The sequence below is a fragment of the Escherichia sp. E2661 genome (genome assembly GCF_004745185.1).
In the GTDB taxonomy this organism is placed as follows: Bacteria; Pseudomonadota; Gammaproteobacteria; order Enterobacterales; family Enterobacteriaceae; genus Escherichia.
Genome location: NZ_PDIG01000042.1, coordinates 130,727 through 148,459, shown reverse-complemented (window position 1 = coordinate 148,459; position 17,733 = coordinate 130,727). Strand labels below are relative to the sequence as shown.

Genomic DNA, 17,733 nt, shown 5'->3' with positions numbered 1-17,733 from the left:
GGTGAATACACTGCCCGTTTCAGGAAGTGCGCCACCAACCTTTCAGTACGAAAATCGCTTTCATTGTCGATACCCTTTTTACGTGAACTTGCGTACTAGTTAACTAGTTCAATGGTTAATTGTCAACAGCTCATTTCAGAATATTTGCCAGAACCGTTATGATGTCGGTGCCAAAAACATTATCCAAAACGGGAGTGCGCCTTGAGCGACACGAATTACGCAGTGATTTACGACCTGCACAGCCACACCACAGCTTCCGATGGCTGCCTGACGCCAGAAGCATTGGTGCACCGTGCAGTCGAGATGCGCGTTGGCACCCTGGCGATCACCGACCATGACACCACAGCTGCAATCGCGCCAGCAAGAGAGGAAATTTCACGTTCGGGACTGGCGCTGAATCTTATCCCCGGCGTGGAAATTTCCACGGTCTGGGAAAATCATGAAATTCATATTGTCGGGCTGAATATTGATATTACTCATCCGCTAATGTGTGAGTTCCTCGCGCAGCAGACAGAACGGCGCAATCAGCGGGCGCAGCTAATTGCCGAAAGACTTGAAAAAGCGCAAATACCAGGGGCGCTGGAAGGCGCGCAACGACTGGCGCAGGGCGGCGCGGTGACGCGCGGTCATTTTGCTCGTTTCCTGGTGGAGTGCGGCAAAGCCAGTTCAATGGCGGATGTCTTTAAAAAGTATCTGGCGCGCGGGAAAACCGGATACGTTCCGCCACAGTGGTGTACAATAGAACAAGCTATTGATGTCATTCATCATTCTGGCGGTAAGGCGGTGCTAGCTCATCCTGGGCGGTACAATCTTAGTGCTAAATGGCTGAAAAGATTGGTTGCGCATTTTGCCGAACACCACGGCGACGCGATGGAAGTCGCGCAGTGCCAGCAATCGCCCAATGAACGCACCCAGCTGGCGACACTTGCGCGTCAGCATCATTTATGGGCATCACAAGGATCTGATTTTCATCAGCCATGCCCGTGGATCGAACTGGGTCGTAAACTCTGGCTGCCCGCAGGCGTTGAAGGCGTCTGGCAGCTATGGGAACAGCCGCAGAACACCACAGAGAGGGAATTATGAGCCAGTTTTTTTATATTCATCCTGATAACCCGCAGCAACGTCTGATCAACCAGGCGGTGGAGATCGTGCGTAAAGGCGGGGTGATTGTTTATCCAACTGATTCCGGCTATGCGCTCGGCTGTAAAATTGAAGATAAAAACGCGATGGAGCGTATTTGTCGTATTCGCCAGCTGCCGGACGGTCACAACTTTACCCTGATGTGTCGCGATCTTTCTGAACTTTCGACCTATTCATTCGTGGATAACGTTGCGTTTCGTTTAATGAAAAACAACACGCCGGGCAACTATACCTTCATCCTGAAGGGGACGAAGGAAGTGCCACGCCGTCTGTTGCAGGAAAAACGCAAAACCATTGGGATGCGTGTGCCTTCTAACCCGATTGCGCAGGCGTTGCTTGAGGTATTGGGCGAACCGATGCTTTCCACATCGCTGATGCTACCGGGCAGCGAATTTACCGAATCCGATCCGGAAGAAATTAAAGACCGTCTGGAAAAACAGGTGGATTTGATTATCCACGGCGGCTATCTCGGGCAGAAACCGACAACGGTCATTGATCTTACCGATGATACGCCGGTCGTGGTGCGTGAAGGCGTGGGTGATGTGAAGCCTTTCTTATAAAAAAATTGCGTTCCACGGATGGAAGATTATGGCAGGGATATATCGCTGCATTTTGCTGTTGATCGTTGGGCTTTTTTTCTCATCGTTGAGTTATGCGAAAAACACGGAGATCCCTTCATATGAAGAAGGGATCTCGCTCTTTGATGTTGAAGCCACTCTGCAACCGGATGGGGTGCTCGACATCAAAGAGAACATTTATTTTCAGGCGCGAAATCAGCAGATTAAGCACGGATTTTCTCGTGATTTACCGCGACTATGGATGCAGTCTAATGGGGACGCTGCACTGCTGAACTATCGTATTGTTGGCGTTACCCGTGACGGCGTTCCTGAACCCTGGCATCTTGACTGGCATATCGGGTTAATGAGTATTGTCATGGGCGATAAACAACGTTTCTTGCCTCAAGGCGACTATCATTATCAAATTCATTATCAGGTTAAAAATGCTTTCCTGCGCGAGGGTGATTCTGACCTGCTAATCTGGAACGTGACCGGGAACAACTGGCCGTTTGAAATCTATAAGACCCAATTTTCACTCAAGTTCTCTAATATTGCGGGTAATCCATTTAGTGAAATCGATCTCTTTACCGGAGATGAGGGCGACACATATCGAAATGGCCGCATCCTTGAGGACGGAAGAATTGAATCCCGCAATCCGTTTTATCGTGAAGACTTCACGGTTCTCTACCGCTGGCCTCATGCCTTGCTGGATAATGCCCCGGCACAACACACGACGAATATTTTTAGCCATCTTTTTGGGCCCTCAACATCGTCTCTTATCATTTGGTTACCGTGTTTGCTCCTGGCGTGCGGATGGTTATATCTCTGGAAGCGCAGGCCGCAATTTACGCCGGTAGATGTGATTGAAACCGATGTCATTCCGCCAGATTACACGCCCGGCATGTTACGTCTCGATGCGAAACTGGTTTACGACGATAAAGGTTTTTGTGCCGATATCGTAAATCTGATTGTGAAAGGAAAAATTCATCTGGAAGATCAGTATGACAAGAACCAGCAAACCCTGATCCGTGTTAATGAAGGCGCCACCAGAAATAATGCGGTATTACTGCCCGCAGAGCAGTTATTACTGGAAGCGTTATTTCGTAAAGGCGATAAGGTCATTCTCACGGGGAGGCGCAACAGAGTCTTACGCAGGGCGTTTTTACGGATGCAGAAATTTTATCTGCCGCGTAAAAAGTCTTCCTTTTACCGACCTGATGCGTTTTTGCAATGGGGGGGAATGGCGATATTGGCGGTCATTCTCTACGGTAATCTGAGTCCCGTAGGTTGGGCAGGAATGAGTCTGGTGGGCGATATGTTTATTATGATCTGCTGGCTTCTTCCTTTTTTATTTTGTTCCCTTGAGCTTTTGTTTGCCCGCGATGATGACAAGCCTTGCGTTAATCGTGTAATCATCACTTTGTTTTTACCACTGATTTGTTCAGGCGTGGCCTTCTATTCTCTCTATATCAATGTCGGAGATGTATTCTTTTACTGGTATATGCCAGCGGGTTATTTTAGCGCTGTTTTCCTGACCGGTTATCTCACTGGCATGGGGTATATTTTTCTGCCAAAGTTTACCCAAACCGGGCAGCAACGTTATGCCCACGGTGAAGCTATCGTTAACTATCTTGCGCGTAAAGAGGCGGCAACACACAGTGGGCGGCGGCGGAAAGGGGAAACACGGAACTGGATTACGCGTTGTTAGGTTGGGCTATATCGGCAAATTTGGGGAGGGAATGGGCGTTACGCATCGCCCCTTCGCTTTCTTCGGCGATTTGCGCTCCAGAGATTGCCCGTAACGGCGTTTTATTCTCATTACAGACGCACCTGAGTTGCGGGGCCTATACCAGTTTGTTGGGGCGGAGCTATTCCGGTGGTGGTTCTGGCGCTGGTGGCGGAGGCGGTTGGTAACCAAATCGACGTTAATCGAAACAAGCTTTAACCATAAAGATAGTGTAGTATGTTGCGCCTCAAAGCCAGGCCGATAAACGTCGAGTCGTTTACTTAAGGCCTGAAGAGTTCGAACAGACTTTACTATCAGTGAGTCAGATGTAAGTTCTGACTCATTGTTGCACAAAAGCATATCAGACGCCTGGGAAGGCGACACCAAAAGGAAGCTCTATGAGCGAAAAGCTACAGAAAGTGCTGGCGCGTGCCGGCCACGGTTCTCGCCGTGAAATCGAATCTATTATTGAAGCCGGTCGTGTGAGTGTTGATGGCAAAATTGCTAAACTCGGCGATCGCGTTGAAGTTACCCCTGGGCTGAAAATCCGTATCGATGGTCATCTGATTTCGGTACGTGAGTCCGCTGAACAAATTTGTCGCGTTCTGGCCTATTACAAGCCGGAAGGTGAGTTGTGTACACGTAATGACCCGGAAGGGCGTCCGACCGTGTTTGATCGTCTGCCGAAGCTGCGCGGTGCGCGCTGGATTGCCGTGGGTCGTCTGGACGTTAATACCTGCGGTCTGTTGCTGTTTACCACCGATGGTGAACTGGCAAACCGTTTAATGCACCCCAGCCGTGAAGTTGAACGTGAATATGCCGTGCGTGTATTTGGTCAGGTTGACGACGCGAAACTGCGCGATTTAAGTCGTGGCGTGCAACTGGAAGATGGTCCGGCAGCATTTAAAACCATCAAGTTCAGCGGTGGTGAAGGGATTAACCAGTGGTACAACGTGACTCTGACCGAAGGTCGTAACCGTGAGGTTCGTCGTCTTTGGGAAGCGGTTGGTGTGCAGGTAAGTCGCCTGATCCGTGTGCGTTACGGTGATATTCCACTGCCGAAAGGTCTGCCACGCGGCGGCTGGACAGAGCTGGATCTCGCCCAGACTAACTATCTGCGTGAACTGGTGGAACTGCCGCCAGAAACCAGCTCTAAAGTCGCTGTAGAAAAAGACCGTCGTCGTATGAAGGCGAATCAGATTCGTCGTGCGGTGAAACGTCATAGCCAGGTGAGCGGTGGTCGCCGTTCTGGCGGACGTAATAATAACGGTTAATTTAAGATAAGTATAAAATAAAGGCCCTGCGGGGCCTTTTCTTCATTTGAAGCATGATAAATAGTCGCAGTATTTTAATTTAATTTCATACTTGCTTATGAATAATACCCGGAAATAGCCACATTACTATTTAATTATCTGAGATAAACTCAACGTCAAGAGGTGGGTTATGATTAGATATAGTGGAATATTTCTATCGCTGTTAATGCTTTCAGGTTGTGCAACTGAAGCATTGAAAAACGAACAAGCTGAAACTGTTATTACTGCGGGTAACAAAGCAGTGGCAGCGAATGCAAGTTTCTTTAAACAATACTATGCTTCTCGTGAAAACTTCCTTGTTAATTTCTATGCAACTAATCCGGATTGTGCCCTGCGACCTGATTATGCCATAGATATAGGCGGTGATGGGAATGGAGGGAAATTATGCCAGCGTCCAGGGCCAAATACAAAACAAGTACAATTAGTCCCTTTCGAGAAAGAAAAATTACTGGCTTCAATGGAAGTCATTAATAGCATGAGCGCTTATGTAGAACTTCTGACTGAGGATATGGCAACAACGGAAAGTCAGCAAGTGGCATTACTTAAACAGGCTCTGGATCACGCAAACAACGCACAAACACTACTTGGTGTTTCACATAGCAAAGATTTAGCTCAGTCTGCAGCAGCGGTTAAAGATTTGGTAAATTATTTCAATGAGTTATATATAATTAAAGTCAATTCTGGAAAAATAGGCAAAACGGTAGATGAAAACTGGGTAAGACTTATAAAGAACATGGCAGTTTTGCGCAATGATATTTATACAAAAAGCAATAAGATTGAAAATTATACCTTTGCGAATGTGCATGATAATATGTTTTATTATAATACGGCATCTAAAAACTCTAAGAATACAGAGTTTAACACTCTGAAAAACAGGAAGGAGTTTCTAAGTTCAGTAATCAATGTGAATGAAACCAGACTACAGGCATCGGCACCTGCCATGCCTGCGATTGAGGCTTTAAATGCCTTTATAGATAAGGGTGATTATCTGAAAAACTTATACGTTAATAAAACACGTACGGCAGCTGAACAAAAAAGATTAAATGAAATATTACGCGCACAAGTAATTAGTGGATTAAAGGCGTCTGAGGGGCTGGCAAAACTACTTATTGCTAGCGGAATAATGTTATAGGAGGCTTTTTATGAACGATGTACAAAATCGTAGAATACTGGCATTACTCGACATGCTGTATAATACCTTGGGCAACAAAACCACATGCAAGGTTTGTCATAAATATTTTATCCTTATCCTCTCGGTTATGAACAATCTGACGATTAACTATGGTACTGAAACCTCACCAGAGTTAAGCGGAATCAGTTATGAAGATGCGAATGTGCTAATTACGGAACTGATATTATTTATTGAAGATGTTGACGCTGAGAATCATGAAGCATATCCGGGACATTTGAATGAGATTAAACGAATTCTGAATTTCGCTATTGCCGCTTGAATATAATTATGATTAAAGCACCTCAAGAGGCAATCTTTTGAGGTGCTTTCACTTAGTAGTCAATCCCGATTTGCGCCTTAACACCTGCATCAAACGCATGTTTGACGGGGCGTAATTCACTGACGGTATCTGCCAGTTCAAGTATATCCCGATGACAGCCACGACCCGTAATAATCACCGTTTGTTGATGTGGACGATCATTTAAGGCTTGCATCACTTCTTCCAGTGGCAAATAGTCATACGCCACCATATACGTCAGCTCATCGAGCAAAACCATATCCAGTGAGGAATCAGCCAGCATCCGCTTTGCATGTTGCCAGACTTCACGGCAGGCGGCGGTATCAGACTCGCGATTTTGCGTATCCCAGGTAAAGCCCGTTGCCATCACCTGAAACTCGACGCCATGCGGCTCCAGCAAATTGCGCTCGCCGTTAGGCCAGGTACCTTTTATAAACTGCACGACCCCCACTTTTTTGCCATGGCCAACCGCGCGAGTTGCGGTACCAAATGCCGCGGTGGTTTTGCCTTTTCCATTGCCGGTAAAGACGATGACAATGCCACGCTCATCCTGCGCTTGCGCCACGCGAGCATCAACTTTCTCTTTAACACGCTGCTGACGCTGTTGGTAGCGTTCATCACTCATTGGGAAATTCCTGGTTTGCGGCCCGGTTGGGCGTCAAAGGTCATGCCGGTTTTACGGCGGCTGTCATCGCCCATCAGCCATAAATAGAGTGGCATGATATCGGCGGGTGTTTTGAGTTTCTGTGGATCTTCGGTGGGGAAAGCACTGGCACGCATTGCAGTACGTGTACCACCTGGGTTAATACAGTTCACACGCAGACGCTGCTGGTATTCATCGGCCAGCACTTGCATCATTCCTTCGGTGGCAAATTTCGACACCGCATATGCGCCCCAGTTGGCTCGTCCCTGACGTCCAACGCTTGATGAGGTAAAGACCAGCGAACCCGCGTCCGATTTGAGTAATAAAGGAAGCAGTGCCTGGGTGAGCATAAAGGTGGCATTAACGTTGACCTGCATGACGTCCTGCCAGACCTGCGGATTTTGTTCGCGCATTGGGCAAACATCGCCGAGCAATCCGGCGTTATGCAGCACGCCGTCCAGACGCGGATAATTAACAGCAATACGCTGTGCCAGTTGTTGGCAGTCTTCAGACGTACAGGTCAGCAAATCGAGAATAAACCATTGCGGCTGGCGTCCTGTCTCTTCGAACATGCTCTGGGCCACCTGACGTAATTTTTCTTCGTTCCGGCCCAGCAGAATGACCGTCGCGCCATAGCGCGCATAAGTTAAAGCGGCTTCACGACCAATGCCGTCGCTGGCGCCTGTCACCAGGATAATACGATCATTGAGTAAATCTTGTTTTGGTTGGTAATGCATGGCTACTCCCCGACGACATCAACAGTCGCGCTGCCAGTGTACTTTATGACTTTGGGGTTTTATGCCTGAAACAGGAGGGCATTTCAATCAGCCTGGGGCGATAACGCCGTAAAATGAATACTTTGTCATACTTTCGCTGCAATAACATCTCTGCGAGACGGCTTAACATGCCTGTTGTAAACTGTGAGCCAAAGCGTTGTTTAACCAAGGTGGGACTCGTGGAATTGTTGTCTGAATATGGTTTGTTTTTGGCGAAAATCGTCACCGTTGTGGTGGCGATTGCGGCTATTGCCGCCATTATTGTCAATGTTGCTCAACGTAATAAACGCCAGCGTGGCGAGTTACGAGTCAACAATCTCAGCGAACAGTATAAGGAGATGAAAGAAGAACTGGCTGCGGCGCTGATGGATCCACATCAGCAAAAACAGTGGCACAAAGCGCAGAAGAAAAAGCACAAGCAAGAAGCGAAGGCAGCGAAAGCAAAAGCCAAACTGGGCGAGGTGGCAGCCGAAAGCAAGCCTCGAGTCTGGGTGCTGGATTTCAAAGGCAGCATGGACGCCCATGAAGTGAACGCGCTACGTGAAGAGGTCACTGCGGTACTCGCGGCATTTAAACCGCAGGATCAGGTCGTTCTGCGTCTGGAAAGCCCCGGTGGCATGGTACATGGTTACGGCCTGGCGGCTTCACAGTTGCAGCGCCTGCGCGATAAAAATATTCCTTTAACCGTTACGGTAGACAAAGTGGCTGCCAGCGGCGGTTACATGATGGCCTGTGTGGCGGATAAAATTGTTTCAGCGCCGTTTGCAATTGTTGGCTCTATTGGTGTTGTGGCGCAAATGCCCAACTTTAACCGCTTCCTGAAAAGCAAAGATATTGATATCGAACTGCACACTGCCGGGCAGTATAAGCGCACGCTGACAGTGCTGGGTGAAAACACCGAAGAAGGGCGCGAGAAATTCCGCGAAGAACTGAACGAAACGCATCAGTTATTTAAAGATTTTGTGAAGCGTATGCGTCCGTCTCTGGACATTGAAATGGTGGCAACCGGTGAACACTGGTACGGACAACAGGCGGTGGAGAAAGGGCTGGTTGACGAAATCAACACCAGTGATGAAGTGATCCTTAGCCTGATGGAAGGTCGTGAAGTGGTCAATGTACGCTATATGCAGCGTAAACGGTTGATCGATCGATTCACTGGCAGCGCGGCAGAGAGCGCCGACCGGTTGTTGCTACGCTGGTGGCAACGCGGGCAAAAACCGTTGATGTAAAAGATAAACGCGAGGGTAAAACCTCGCGTTTTTTCTTTAATCGACCAGATGGTATTTTTCCGAGAGCACATGGGCCAGGTGTTTGAACATATTAAACACCGCGGTGCTTTTCGCTGTCGGCAATCCTTGTTCATCTAAAAAATAATCGCCGCTAAACACCAGCACGCCATTACGCTGCGTGACGCCGGTGGCTTCAATCCCTGCGAGCGTATCCTCATGCTCACGTATGATTTTGTTAGCCTCTTTCAACAGCGTTTCGCGGTCGATGGGTTGTGTCTCTTTGTTCATTATTTACTCCTTAAACAAGGACATTAGTCTACGCCAGGCATGTCTTGCAGACAAATATACCACGCTGACGGCAAGAGCGCCTTACTGGCAACTTTGGATTTTGCATGCTAATAAAGTTGCGTAACGGATTTTATCAGGTACAGTGTGACGCTTTCGTCAATCTGGCAATAGATTTGCTTGACATTCGACCAAAATTACGTCGTGCTATAGCGCCTGTAGGCCAAGACCTGTTAACTCAGTCACCTGAATTATCGTGAACAGAGTCACGACAAGGGGTTGATATCCGCAGAGAGCGAGTCCATATCGGTAACTCGTTGCCAGTGGAAGGTTTATCAATGTGCGACGCATTCCTGGAAGAATCAAATTAGGTAAGGTGAATATGGGTAAAGCTCTTGTCATCGTTGAGTCCCCGGCAAAAGCCAAAACGATCAACAAGTATCTGGGTAGTGACTACGTGGTGAAATCCAGTGTCGGTCACATCCGCGATTTGCCGACCAGTGGCTCAGCTGCCAAAAAGAGTGCCGACTCTACCTCCACCAAGACGGCTAAAAAGCCTAAAAAGGATGAACGTGGCGCTCTCGTCAACCGTATGGGGGTTGACCCGTGGCACAATTGGGAGGCGCACTATGAAGTGTTGCCAGGTAAAGAGAAGGTCGTCTCTGAACTGAAACAACTGGCTGAAAAAGCCGACCACATCTATCTCGCAACCGACCTTGACCGCGAAGGGGAAGCCATTGCATGGCACCTGCGGGAAGTGATTGGTGGTGATGATGCGCGCTATAGCCGAGTGGTATTTAACGAAATTACGAAAAACGCGATTCGTCAGGCATTTAACAAGCCAGGTGAGCTGAATATCGATCGTGTTAATGCCCAGCAGGCGCGTCGCTTTATGGACCGCGTGGTGGGGTATATGGTTTCTCCGCTGCTGTGGAAAAAAATTGCTCGTGGTCTGTCTGCCGGGCGTGTGCAGTCGGTGGCGGTCCGCCTGGTGGTTGAACGTGAGCGTGAAATTAAAGCGTTCGTACCGGAAGAGTTCTGGGAAGTGGATGCCAGCACGACCACGCCATCCGGCGAAGCATTGGCTTTGCAGGTGACCCATCAGAATGACAAACCGTTCCGTCCGGTCAATAAAGAACAAACTCAGGCTGCGGTAAGTCTGCTGGAAAAAGCGCGCTATAGCGTGCTGGAACGTGAAGACAAACCGACCACCAGTAAACCTGGCGCTCCTTTTATTACCTCCACGCTGCAACAGGCTGCCAGCACCCGTCTTGGTTTTGGCGTGAAAAAAACCATGATGATGGCGCAGCGTCTGTATGAAGCAGGCTATATCACTTACATGCGTACTGACTCCACTAACCTGAGTCAGGACGCGGTAAATATGGTTCGCGGTTATATCAGCGATAATTTTGGTAATAAATATCTGCCGGAAAGTCCGAATCAGTACGCCAGCAAAGAAAACTCACAAGAAGCGCACGAAGCAATTCGTCCTTCTGACGTCAATGTGATGGCGGAATCGCTGAAGGATATGGAAGCGGACGCACAGAAACTTTACCAGTTAATCTGGCGTCAGTTTGTTGCCTGTCAGATGACCCCGGCGAAATATGATTCCACCACGCTGACCGTTGGTGCGGGTGATTTCCGCCTGAAAGCGCGCGGACGTATTCTGCGCTTTGATGGCTGGACGAAAGTAATGCCTGCGCTGCGTAAAGGCGATGAAGATCGTATTTTACCGGCGGTCGATAAAGGCGACTCCCTGTCGCTTGTTGAACTGACTCCGGCACAGCACTTTACCAAGCCGCCAGCCCGTTTCAGCGAAGCCTCGCTGGTTAAAGAACTGGAAAAACGCGGTATTGGTCGTCCGTCTACCTATGCGTCGATTATTTCGACCATCCAGGATCGCGGCTATGTGCGTGTGGAAAACCGTCGATTCTATGCGGAAAAAATGGGTGAAATCGTAACCGATCGCCTGGAGGAAAATTTCCGCGAATTAATGAATTACGACTTCACCGCGCAGATGGAAAACAGTCTCGACCAGGTGGCAAATCACGAAGCGGAATGGAAAGCCGTACTGGATCACTTCTTCTCGGATTTCACCCAGCAGCTTGATAAAGCGGAAAAAGATCCGGAAGAGGGCGGTATGCGCCCGAACCAGATGGTTCTGACCAGCATTGACTGCCCGACTTGTGGTCGCAAAATGGGTATTCGTACAGCGAGCACCGGGGTATTCCTTGGCTGTTCTGGCTATGCGCTGCCGCCGAAAGAGCGTTGCAAAACTACCATTAACCTGGTGCCGGAAAACGAAGTACTGAACGTACTGGAAGGCGAAGACGCTGAAACTAACGCCCTGCGCGCCAAACGTCGTTGCCCGAAATGCGGCACGGCGATGGACAGCTATCTCATCGATCCAAAACGTAAGTTGCATGTTTGTGGTAATAACCCAACCTGCGATGGTTACGAGATCGAAGAGGGCGAATTCCGCATTAAAGGTTATGACGGCCCGATCGTTGAGTGTGAAAAATGTGGCTCTGAAATGCACCTGAAAATGGGGCGTTTCGGTAAATACATGGCCTGCACCAACGAAGAGTGTAAAAACACGCGTAAGATTTTACGTAACGGCGAAGTGGCGCCACCGAAAGAAGATCCGGTTCCGCTGCCAGAATTAGCGTGCGAAAAATCGGATGCTTATTTCGTGCTCCGTGACGGCGCTGCTGGAGTGTTCCTGGCTGCCAACACCTTCCCGAAATCTCGTGAAACGCGTGCGCCGCTGGTTGAAGAGCTTTATCGCTTCCGCGACCGTCTGCCGGAAAAACTGCGTTATCTGGCGGAGGCTCCGCAGCAAGATCCAGACGGTAATAAGACAATGGTTCGCTTTAGCCGTAAAACCAAACAGCAATATGTCTCTTCGGAAAAAGACGGAAAGGCAACTGGCTGGTCAGCATTTTATGTTGATGGCAAATGGGTTGAAGGGAAAAAATAACCTTTAAGTCTGTCAGGTTTTTATAAACAAAGGGTCGCAAAAGCGGCCCTTTTTCATTGCATATTATTTTTTCTACACACCTATACACTAAAGCTATAAATGATATAGTGGTTATAGTTATCACTTTTTTTATTATTAAATCGTATTAGTCACCCGCCAGGTGTGGCGAAAAAACGATGTTCTGATGGCGTCTAATTGGATGGTTTAACATGAAATTACAACAACTTCGCTATATTGTTGAGGTAGTCAATCATAACCTGAATGTCTCCTCAACGGCTGAAGGACTTTACACATCACAACCCGGGATCAGTAAGCAAGTCAGAATGTTGGAAGATGAACTGGGCATTCAAATTTTTTCCCGTAGCGGTAAGCACCTGACGCAGGTAACCCCCGCAGGGCAGGAAATTATTCGTATTGCTCGTGAAGTGTTGTCAAAGGTCGACGCCATTAAATCGGTAGCCGGTGAACACACCTGGCCTGATAAAGGTTCGCTATATATTGCCACTACCCATACTCAGGCACGTTATGCGCTGCCAAATGTCATTAAAGGCTTTATCGAGCGTTATCCTCGCGTTTCTTTGCATATGCATCAGGGCTCGCCGACACAAATTGCTGATGCAGTCTCTAAAGGTAATGCCGATTTCGCAATCGCCACGGAAGCCCTGCATTTATATGAAGATTTAGTGATGTTGCCGTGCTACCACTGGAACCGGGCCATTGTGGTAACCCCGGATCATCCTCTGGCGGGCAAAAAGGAAATCACGATTGAAGAACTGGCGCAGTATCCGCTAGTAACGTATACCTTCGGCTTTACCGGCCGTTCCGAACTGGACACAGCCTTTAACCGCGCAGGACTGACGCCGCGAATTGTCTTCACAGCAACTGATGCTGACGTCATTAAAACCTACGTTCGTCTTGGGCTGGGAGTAGGGGTCATTGCCAGCATGGCGGTCGATCCGGTTTCAGACCCCGATCTGGTGCGTGTCGATGCACATGATATCTTCAGCCACAGCACAACTAAAATTGGTTTTCGCCGTAGTACGTTTTTACGCAGCTATATGTATGATTTCATTCAGCGTTTTGCGCCGCATTTAACGCGAGACGTCGTTGATGCCGCCGTTGCACTGCGTTCCAATGAAGAAATTGAAGTCATGTTCAAAGATATCAAATTGCCAGAAAAATAATTACCCACGTTATTTCCGGCATCTTTTTATGTGACAAAGGTGCCGGAATATATTCTCTATTCCTTTTTATTTGTTAGTCGCTCACAATATAAATATCCACAAAATTTTTATGGCAAATCGAGCATAAAGTAGTGTCTATTTATCCGCGTTGCAAACTCCACTCTTCAAATATCTATTTCAGGTCAAAAGATTGAATTATTCACTGGAAACGATTCGTAAATTCGCTGGATTTTTGACTAAAGTTTCATTAGGATTTGTCCTATCATTTGATTAATTATACCAATCGTTTAGCGTCTTGCTGATAAGTGATGGCGATTATATGAGGTTAGCAATGCCTTCTGGAAATCAGGCCCCCCGCCGGGACCCTGAATTAAAACGCAAAGCCTGGCTTGCGGTATTTCTTGGTTCTGCGCTCTTTTGGGTGGTTGTCGCACTGCTGATTTGGAAAGTGTGGGGATAACTATGGTCGTTCAGGAGCAACATCAGGAACCGTCACCATTATGTCAGCAGAATGACAATGCAACGGAAACGAAACGGGATTGTTCCGTCGTTATACCCCATAGCTGGAAACTAACACCGCAACAGCAAGCCTTTATAGAGATGTTTGCTGAAGATGATCAGCAGAAACAATAATTATCATCATTCTTGTTACCCAATATATTAATGAATATAACGGCTTTTAATACACCACAGCAATAACAGGTTGAGTTATCTCAACATAAAGTAATAACAGTTAAGGGTGTAGCCTATGATCACTACAAATACGAAATACTGGTCCTGGATGGGCGCATTTTCTCTGTCGATGCTCTTCTGGGCCGAACTCATCTGGATCGTTACTCACTGATCCCTGACCCCGCTGCGGCGGGGTTTTCTTTTGCGTTGCCACAAGGTTTCTCCTCTTTTATCAATTTGGGTTGTTATCAAATCGTTACGCGATGTTTGTGTTATCTTTAATATTCACCCTGAAGAGAATCAGGGCATCGCAACCCTGTTATTAAGGAGGAGCTATGTCGTCAACCCTACGAGAAGCCAGTAAGGACACGTTGCAGGCCAAAGATAAAACTTACCACTACTACAGCCTGCCGCTTGCTGCCAAATCACTGGGCGATATCACCCGTCTGCCCAAGTCACTCAAAGTTCTGCTCGAAAACCTGCTGCGCTGGCAGGATGGCAATTCGGTCACCGAAGAAGATATTCATGCGCTGGCGGGATGGCTGAAAAATGCCCATGCCGATCGCGAAATTGCCTACCGTCCAGCCAGAGTGCTGATGCAGGATTTTACCGGCGTACCTGCTGTTGTTGATCTTGCGGCGATGCGGGAAGCAGTAAAAACGTCTCGGTGGCGATACCGCGAAGGTGAATCCGCTCTCACCGGTCGATCTGGTGATTGACCACTCGGTTACCGTCGATCGCTTTGGCGATGATGAGGCATTTGAGGAAAACGTACGCCTGGAAATGGAGCGCAACCACGAGCGTTATGTGTTTCTGAAATGGGGGCAACAGGCGTTCAGTCGTTTTAGCGTTGTGCCACCAGGCACTGGGATTTGCCACCAGGTGAACCTTGAATATCTCGGCAAAGCGGTGTGGAGTGAATTGCAGGAGGGGGAATGGATTGCTTATCCGGATACGCTCGTCGGCACCGACTCGCACACGACCATGATTAACGGTCTTGGTGTGTTGGGCTGGGGCGTTGGTGGAATCGAAGCGGAAGCGGCGATGTTAGGTCAGCCAGTTTCCATGCTTATTCCTGATGTGGTGGGCTTTAAACTCACCGGTAAACTGCGTGAAGGTATTACCGCCACCGACCTGGTGCTGACCGTTACTCAGATGCTACGTAAACATGGCGTAGTAGGTAAATTCGTCGAATTTTACGGTGATGGTCTGGATTCACTGCCACTGGCGGATCGTGCAACCATTGCCAATATGTCGCCGGAATATGGTGCGACCTGCGGCTTCTTCCCAATCGATGCTGTCACTCTCGATTACATGCGGTTAAGCGGCCGTAGTGAAGACCAGGTTGAACTGGTTGAGAAATATGCTAAAGCGCAGGGGATGTGGCGGAACGCAGGTGATGAACCGGTGTTTACCAGTACGCTTGAATTGGATATGAACGACGTAGTCGCTAGTCTTGCCGGTCCAAAGCGTCCACAAGATCGTGTTGCGCTGCCTGATGTGCCAAAAGCTTTTGCCGCCAGTAACGAACTGGAAGTCAACGCCACGCATAAAGATCGCCAGCCGGTCGATTATGTTATGAACGGGCATCAGTATCAGTTGCCTAATGGTGCAGTGGTTATTGCTGCGATAACGTCGTGTACCAATACCTCAAACCCCAGCGTGCTGATGGCGGCCGGATTACTGGCGAAAAAAGCCGTCACCCTGGGGCTGAAACGACAACCGTGGGTCAAAGCGTCTCTCGCGCCTGGCTCGAAAGTGGTTTCTGACTATCTGGCAAAAGCCAAACTGACGCCGTATCTTGATGAACTGGGCTTTAACCTTGTGGGCTATGGTTGTACCACCTGTATTGGTAACTCTGGTCCGTTGCCCGATCCTATCGAAACCGCGATCAAAAAGGGCGATTTAACCGTTGGCGCGGTACTGTCTGGCAACCGTAACTTTGAAGGACGTATTCATCCGCTGGTTAAAACCAACTGGTTGGCTTCGCCGCCACTGGTGGTTGCCTATGCACTGGCGGGCAATATGAATATCAACCTGGCTTCCGAACCTCTGGGGCACGATCGTAAAGGCGATCCGGTATATCTGAAAGATATCTGGCCATCGACTCAAGAGATTGCTCGCGCTGTTGCGCAAGTCTCCACTGAAATGTTCCGTAAGGAGTACGCGGAAGTTTTCGAAGGGACTGCGGAGTGGAAGGAGATTAAGGTTGTACGATCAGATACCTACGGATGGCAGGATGATTCGACCTACATTCGCTTATCGCCTTTCTTTGATGAAATGCAGGCAACCCCTGCGCCAGTGGAAGATATTCACGGCGCGCGAATTCTGGCAATGCTGGGTGATTCGGTTACCACTGACCATATCTCTCCGGCAGGCAGCATTAAGCCTGATAGCCCCGCGGGTCGATATCTACAAGGTCGTGGTGTTGAGCGTAAAGATTTTAACTCCTACGGTTCGCGTCGTGGTAACCATGAAGTGATGATGCGCGGCACGTTCGCCAATATTCGCATTCGTAACGAAATGGTGCCTGGTGTTGAAGGGGGGATGACGCGCCATCTACCAGGCAATGATGTTATCTCTATTTATGATGCGGCGATGCGCTATCAGCAAGAGAAAACACCGCTGGCGGTAATTGCCGGGAAAGAATATGGGTCAGGTTCGAGTCGAGACTGGGCGGCAAAAGGCCCGCGTCTGCTCGGTATTCGCGTGGTGATAGCAGAATCGTTTGAACGTATTCACCGTTCGAATTTAATCGGCATGGGTATTTTGCCGCTGGAGTTCCCGCAAGGTGTGACGCGTAAATCGTTAGGGCTGACGGGGGAAGAGAAGATTGATATTGCCGATCTGCAAAATCTGCAACCTGGCGCTACGGTTCCTGTGACACTAACGCGAGCTGATGGTGTGCAGGACGTTGTGCCGTGCCGTTGTCGCATCGACACTGCAACAGAATTAACCTATTACCAGAACGACGGTATTTTGCATTATGTCATTCGTAATATGTTGAAGTAATTCAGCTTTATTTGCCGGATGTGGATCATCCGGCAAATATATTAAGTCTGTAGCGAACAGGGTTATTTGTTGAACAAATGGCCCATTTTCTCGGCTTTAGTATCGAGATAGTGTTCGTTATTTGGGTTACGGCCAACAATCAACGGCACGCGCTCAACAATGTTGATACCTGCTTCGGTCAGAATTTCGACTTTTTTCGGGTTGTTGGTTAACAGACGGACTTCATTAACGCCCAGTAACTTGAACATGTCGGCGCAGAGGGTGAAATCACGTTCATCAGCGGCGAAACCTAACTGATGATTGGCCTCTACAGTATCGTAACCTTGATCCTGTAACGCATAAGCACGGATTTTATTCAACAAACCGATGTTACGTCCTTCCTGACGGTGGTACAGCAAAATACCACGGCCTTCTTCGGCAATATGCGTCAGTGCCGCTTCAAGCTGGAAGCCACAATCGCAGCGCAAGCTGAACAGGGCATCACCGGTCAGACACTCAGAATGGACGCGTGCCAGGACAGGAGTATGTCCTGAAATGTCGCCATAAACTAACGCGACATGATCGTGTCCGGTTGCCAGTTCTTCAAATCCCACCATCAGGAAATCGCCCCATGGGGTTGGCAGTTTGGCTTCTGCCACACGTTTAAGCTGCATGAAATTCTCCAGATAATGCTGGTTCTGTATTGGCTTATTTTGCCATAACGCGAAGGGGTTCTCCTAATCACGACGCGCCAATCGTTCACTGAAT

The 17,733-nt window shown here is 48.5% G+C and carries 16 protein-coding genes, 2 pseudogenes and 1 other annotated feature (1 of these 19 running past the window's edge); of the genes and pseudogenes, 13 read left to right on the top strand and 5 right to left on the bottom strand.

What is annotated here, in order from left to right:
• Positions 1–43: a sequence feature (Trp leader region), on the bottom strand; it reaches 51 nt to the left of the window's first position.
• On the bottom strand, positions 20–64 hold the full coding sequence (gene trpL, locus CRI63_RS23170; RefSeq protein WP_001700591.1) for a trp operon leader peptide: 45 nt from the start codon (positions 62–64) through the stop codon (positions 20–22). (Overlaps the previous feature by 24 nt.)
• 137 nt (positions 65–201) lie before the next feature.
• Between trpL and rnm the strand changes: the two genes are divergently transcribed.
• The 6 genes and pseudogenes from rnm (at position 202) to CRI63_RS23140 (ending at position 6,187) form a co-directional block, all read left to right on the top strand.
• Positions 202–1,083, top strand: a complete 882-nt coding sequence (gene rnm, locus CRI63_RS23165; protein WP_001285663.1) for an RNase AM — start codon at positions 202–204, stop codon at positions 1,081–1,083.
• Positions 1,080–1,700 (top strand): L-threonylcarbamoyladenylate synthase, encoded by a 621-nt coding sequence (locus CRI63_RS23160; protein ID WP_001516499.1) that lies wholly within the window; start codon positions 1,080–1,082, stop codon positions 1,698–1,700. The genes rnm and CRI63_RS23160 overlap by 4 nt, the downstream gene beginning before the upstream one ends.
• 28 nt (positions 1,701–1,728) lie before the next feature.
• Positions 1,729–3,611 (top strand): annotated as a pseudogene (locus CRI63_RS23155) (DUF2207 domain-containing protein).
• Positions 3,612–3,821: 210 nt separating this feature from the next.
• Complete coding sequence (gene rluB / locus CRI63_RS23150; protein WP_001291217.1) at positions 3,822–4,697, top strand: 23S rRNA pseudouridine(2605) synthase RluB; 876 nt, start codon at positions 3,822–3,824, stop codon at positions 4,695–4,697.
• A gap of 169 nt (positions 4,698–4,866) precedes the next feature.
• Complete coding sequence (locus tag CRI63_RS23145; RefSeq protein WP_130216040.1) at positions 4,867–5,868, top strand: hypothetical protein; 1,002 nt, start codon at positions 4,867–4,869, stop codon at positions 5,866–5,868.
• A gap of 10 nt (positions 5,869–5,878) precedes the next feature.
• Positions 5,879–6,187, top strand: coding sequence for a hypothetical protein (locus CRI63_RS23140; RefSeq protein WP_130216042.1), 309 nt, complete (start codon positions 5,879–5,881; stop codon positions 6,185–6,187).
• Between the two features lie 52 nt (positions 6,188–6,239).
• Here CRI63_RS23140 and cobO read toward each other — a convergent pair whose 3' ends face one another.
• Positions 6,240–6,830: a cob(I)yrinic acid a,c-diamide adenosyltransferase gene (cobO, locus tag CRI63_RS23135; protein WP_130222781.1), complete on the bottom strand. Its 591-nt coding sequence runs from the start codon at positions 6,828–6,830 to the stop codon at positions 6,240–6,242.
• Positions 6,827–7,585, bottom strand: a complete 759-nt coding sequence (locus CRI63_RS23130) for a YciK family oxidoreductase (RefSeq protein ID WP_064527203.1) — start codon at positions 7,583–7,585, stop codon at positions 6,827–6,829. Before CRI63_RS23130 ends, cobO begins: the two co-directional genes overlap by 4 nt.
• 218 nt (positions 7,586–7,803) lie before the next feature.
• On the opposite strand from CRI63_RS23130, the gene sohB reads away from it, so the two are divergent.
• A complete protein-coding gene (gene sohB / locus CRI63_RS23125; RefSeq protein ID WP_130259729.1) occupies positions 7,804–8,853 on the top strand; it encodes a protease SohB in 1,050 nt (349 codons plus the stop codon).
• 36 nt (positions 8,854–8,889) lie between these two features.
• Here the strand turns inward: sohB and CRI63_RS23120 are convergent, their stop codons facing one another.
• Positions 8,890–9,141 (bottom strand): YciN family protein, encoded by a 252-nt coding sequence (locus CRI63_RS23120; protein WP_130208857.1) that lies wholly within the window; start codon positions 9,139–9,141, stop codon positions 8,890–8,892.
• A gap of 379 nt (positions 9,142–9,520) precedes the next feature.
• Between CRI63_RS23120 and topA the strand changes: the two genes are divergently transcribed.
• The 6 genes and pseudogenes from topA (at position 9,521) to acnA (ending at position 16,986) form a co-directional block, all read left to right on the top strand.
• The gene (topA, locus tag CRI63_RS23115) at positions 9,521–12,118 is read left to right on the top strand and encodes a type I DNA topoisomerase (RefSeq protein WP_130208855.1); all 2,598 of its coding nucleotides are present in this window, start codon (positions 9,521–9,523) and stop codon (positions 12,116–12,118) included.
• 209 nt (positions 12,119–12,327) lie between these two features.
• Complete coding sequence (gene cysB / locus CRI63_RS23110) at positions 12,328–13,302, top strand: HTH-type transcriptional regulator CysB (protein WP_064527218.1); 975 nt, start codon at positions 12,328–12,330, stop codon at positions 13,300–13,302.
• A 319-nt stretch (positions 13,303–13,621) separates the two neighbouring features.
• Entirely contained in the window at positions 13,622–13,762 is a 141-nt protein-coding gene (locus CRI63_RS23105) for a YmiA family putative membrane protein (protein WP_214251104.1), read from the top strand.
• Positions 13,763–13,764: 2 nt separating this feature from the next.
• Complete coding sequence (locus CRI63_RS23100; protein WP_130208853.1) at positions 13,765–13,935, top strand: hypothetical protein; 171 nt, start codon at positions 13,765–13,767, stop codon at positions 13,933–13,935.
• A 115-nt stretch (positions 13,936–14,050) separates the two neighbouring features.
• Complete coding sequence (gene ymiC / locus CRI63_RS23095) at positions 14,051–14,146, top strand: small membrane protein YmiC (protein WP_130216048.1); 96 nt, start codon at positions 14,051–14,053, stop codon at positions 14,144–14,146.
• Positions 14,147–14,309: 163 nt separating this feature from the next.
• Positions 14,310–16,986 (top strand): annotated as a pseudogene (gene acnA / locus CRI63_RS23090) (aconitate hydratase AcnA).
• Between the two features lie 62 nt (positions 16,987–17,048).
• Here the strand turns inward: acnA and ribA are convergent.
• Positions 17,049–17,639, bottom strand: coding sequence for a GTP cyclohydrolase II (ribA, locus tag CRI63_RS23085; protein WP_130208847.1), 591 nt, complete (start codon positions 17,637–17,639; stop codon positions 17,049–17,051).
• Between the last annotated feature and the right edge of the window lie 94 nt (positions 17,640–17,733).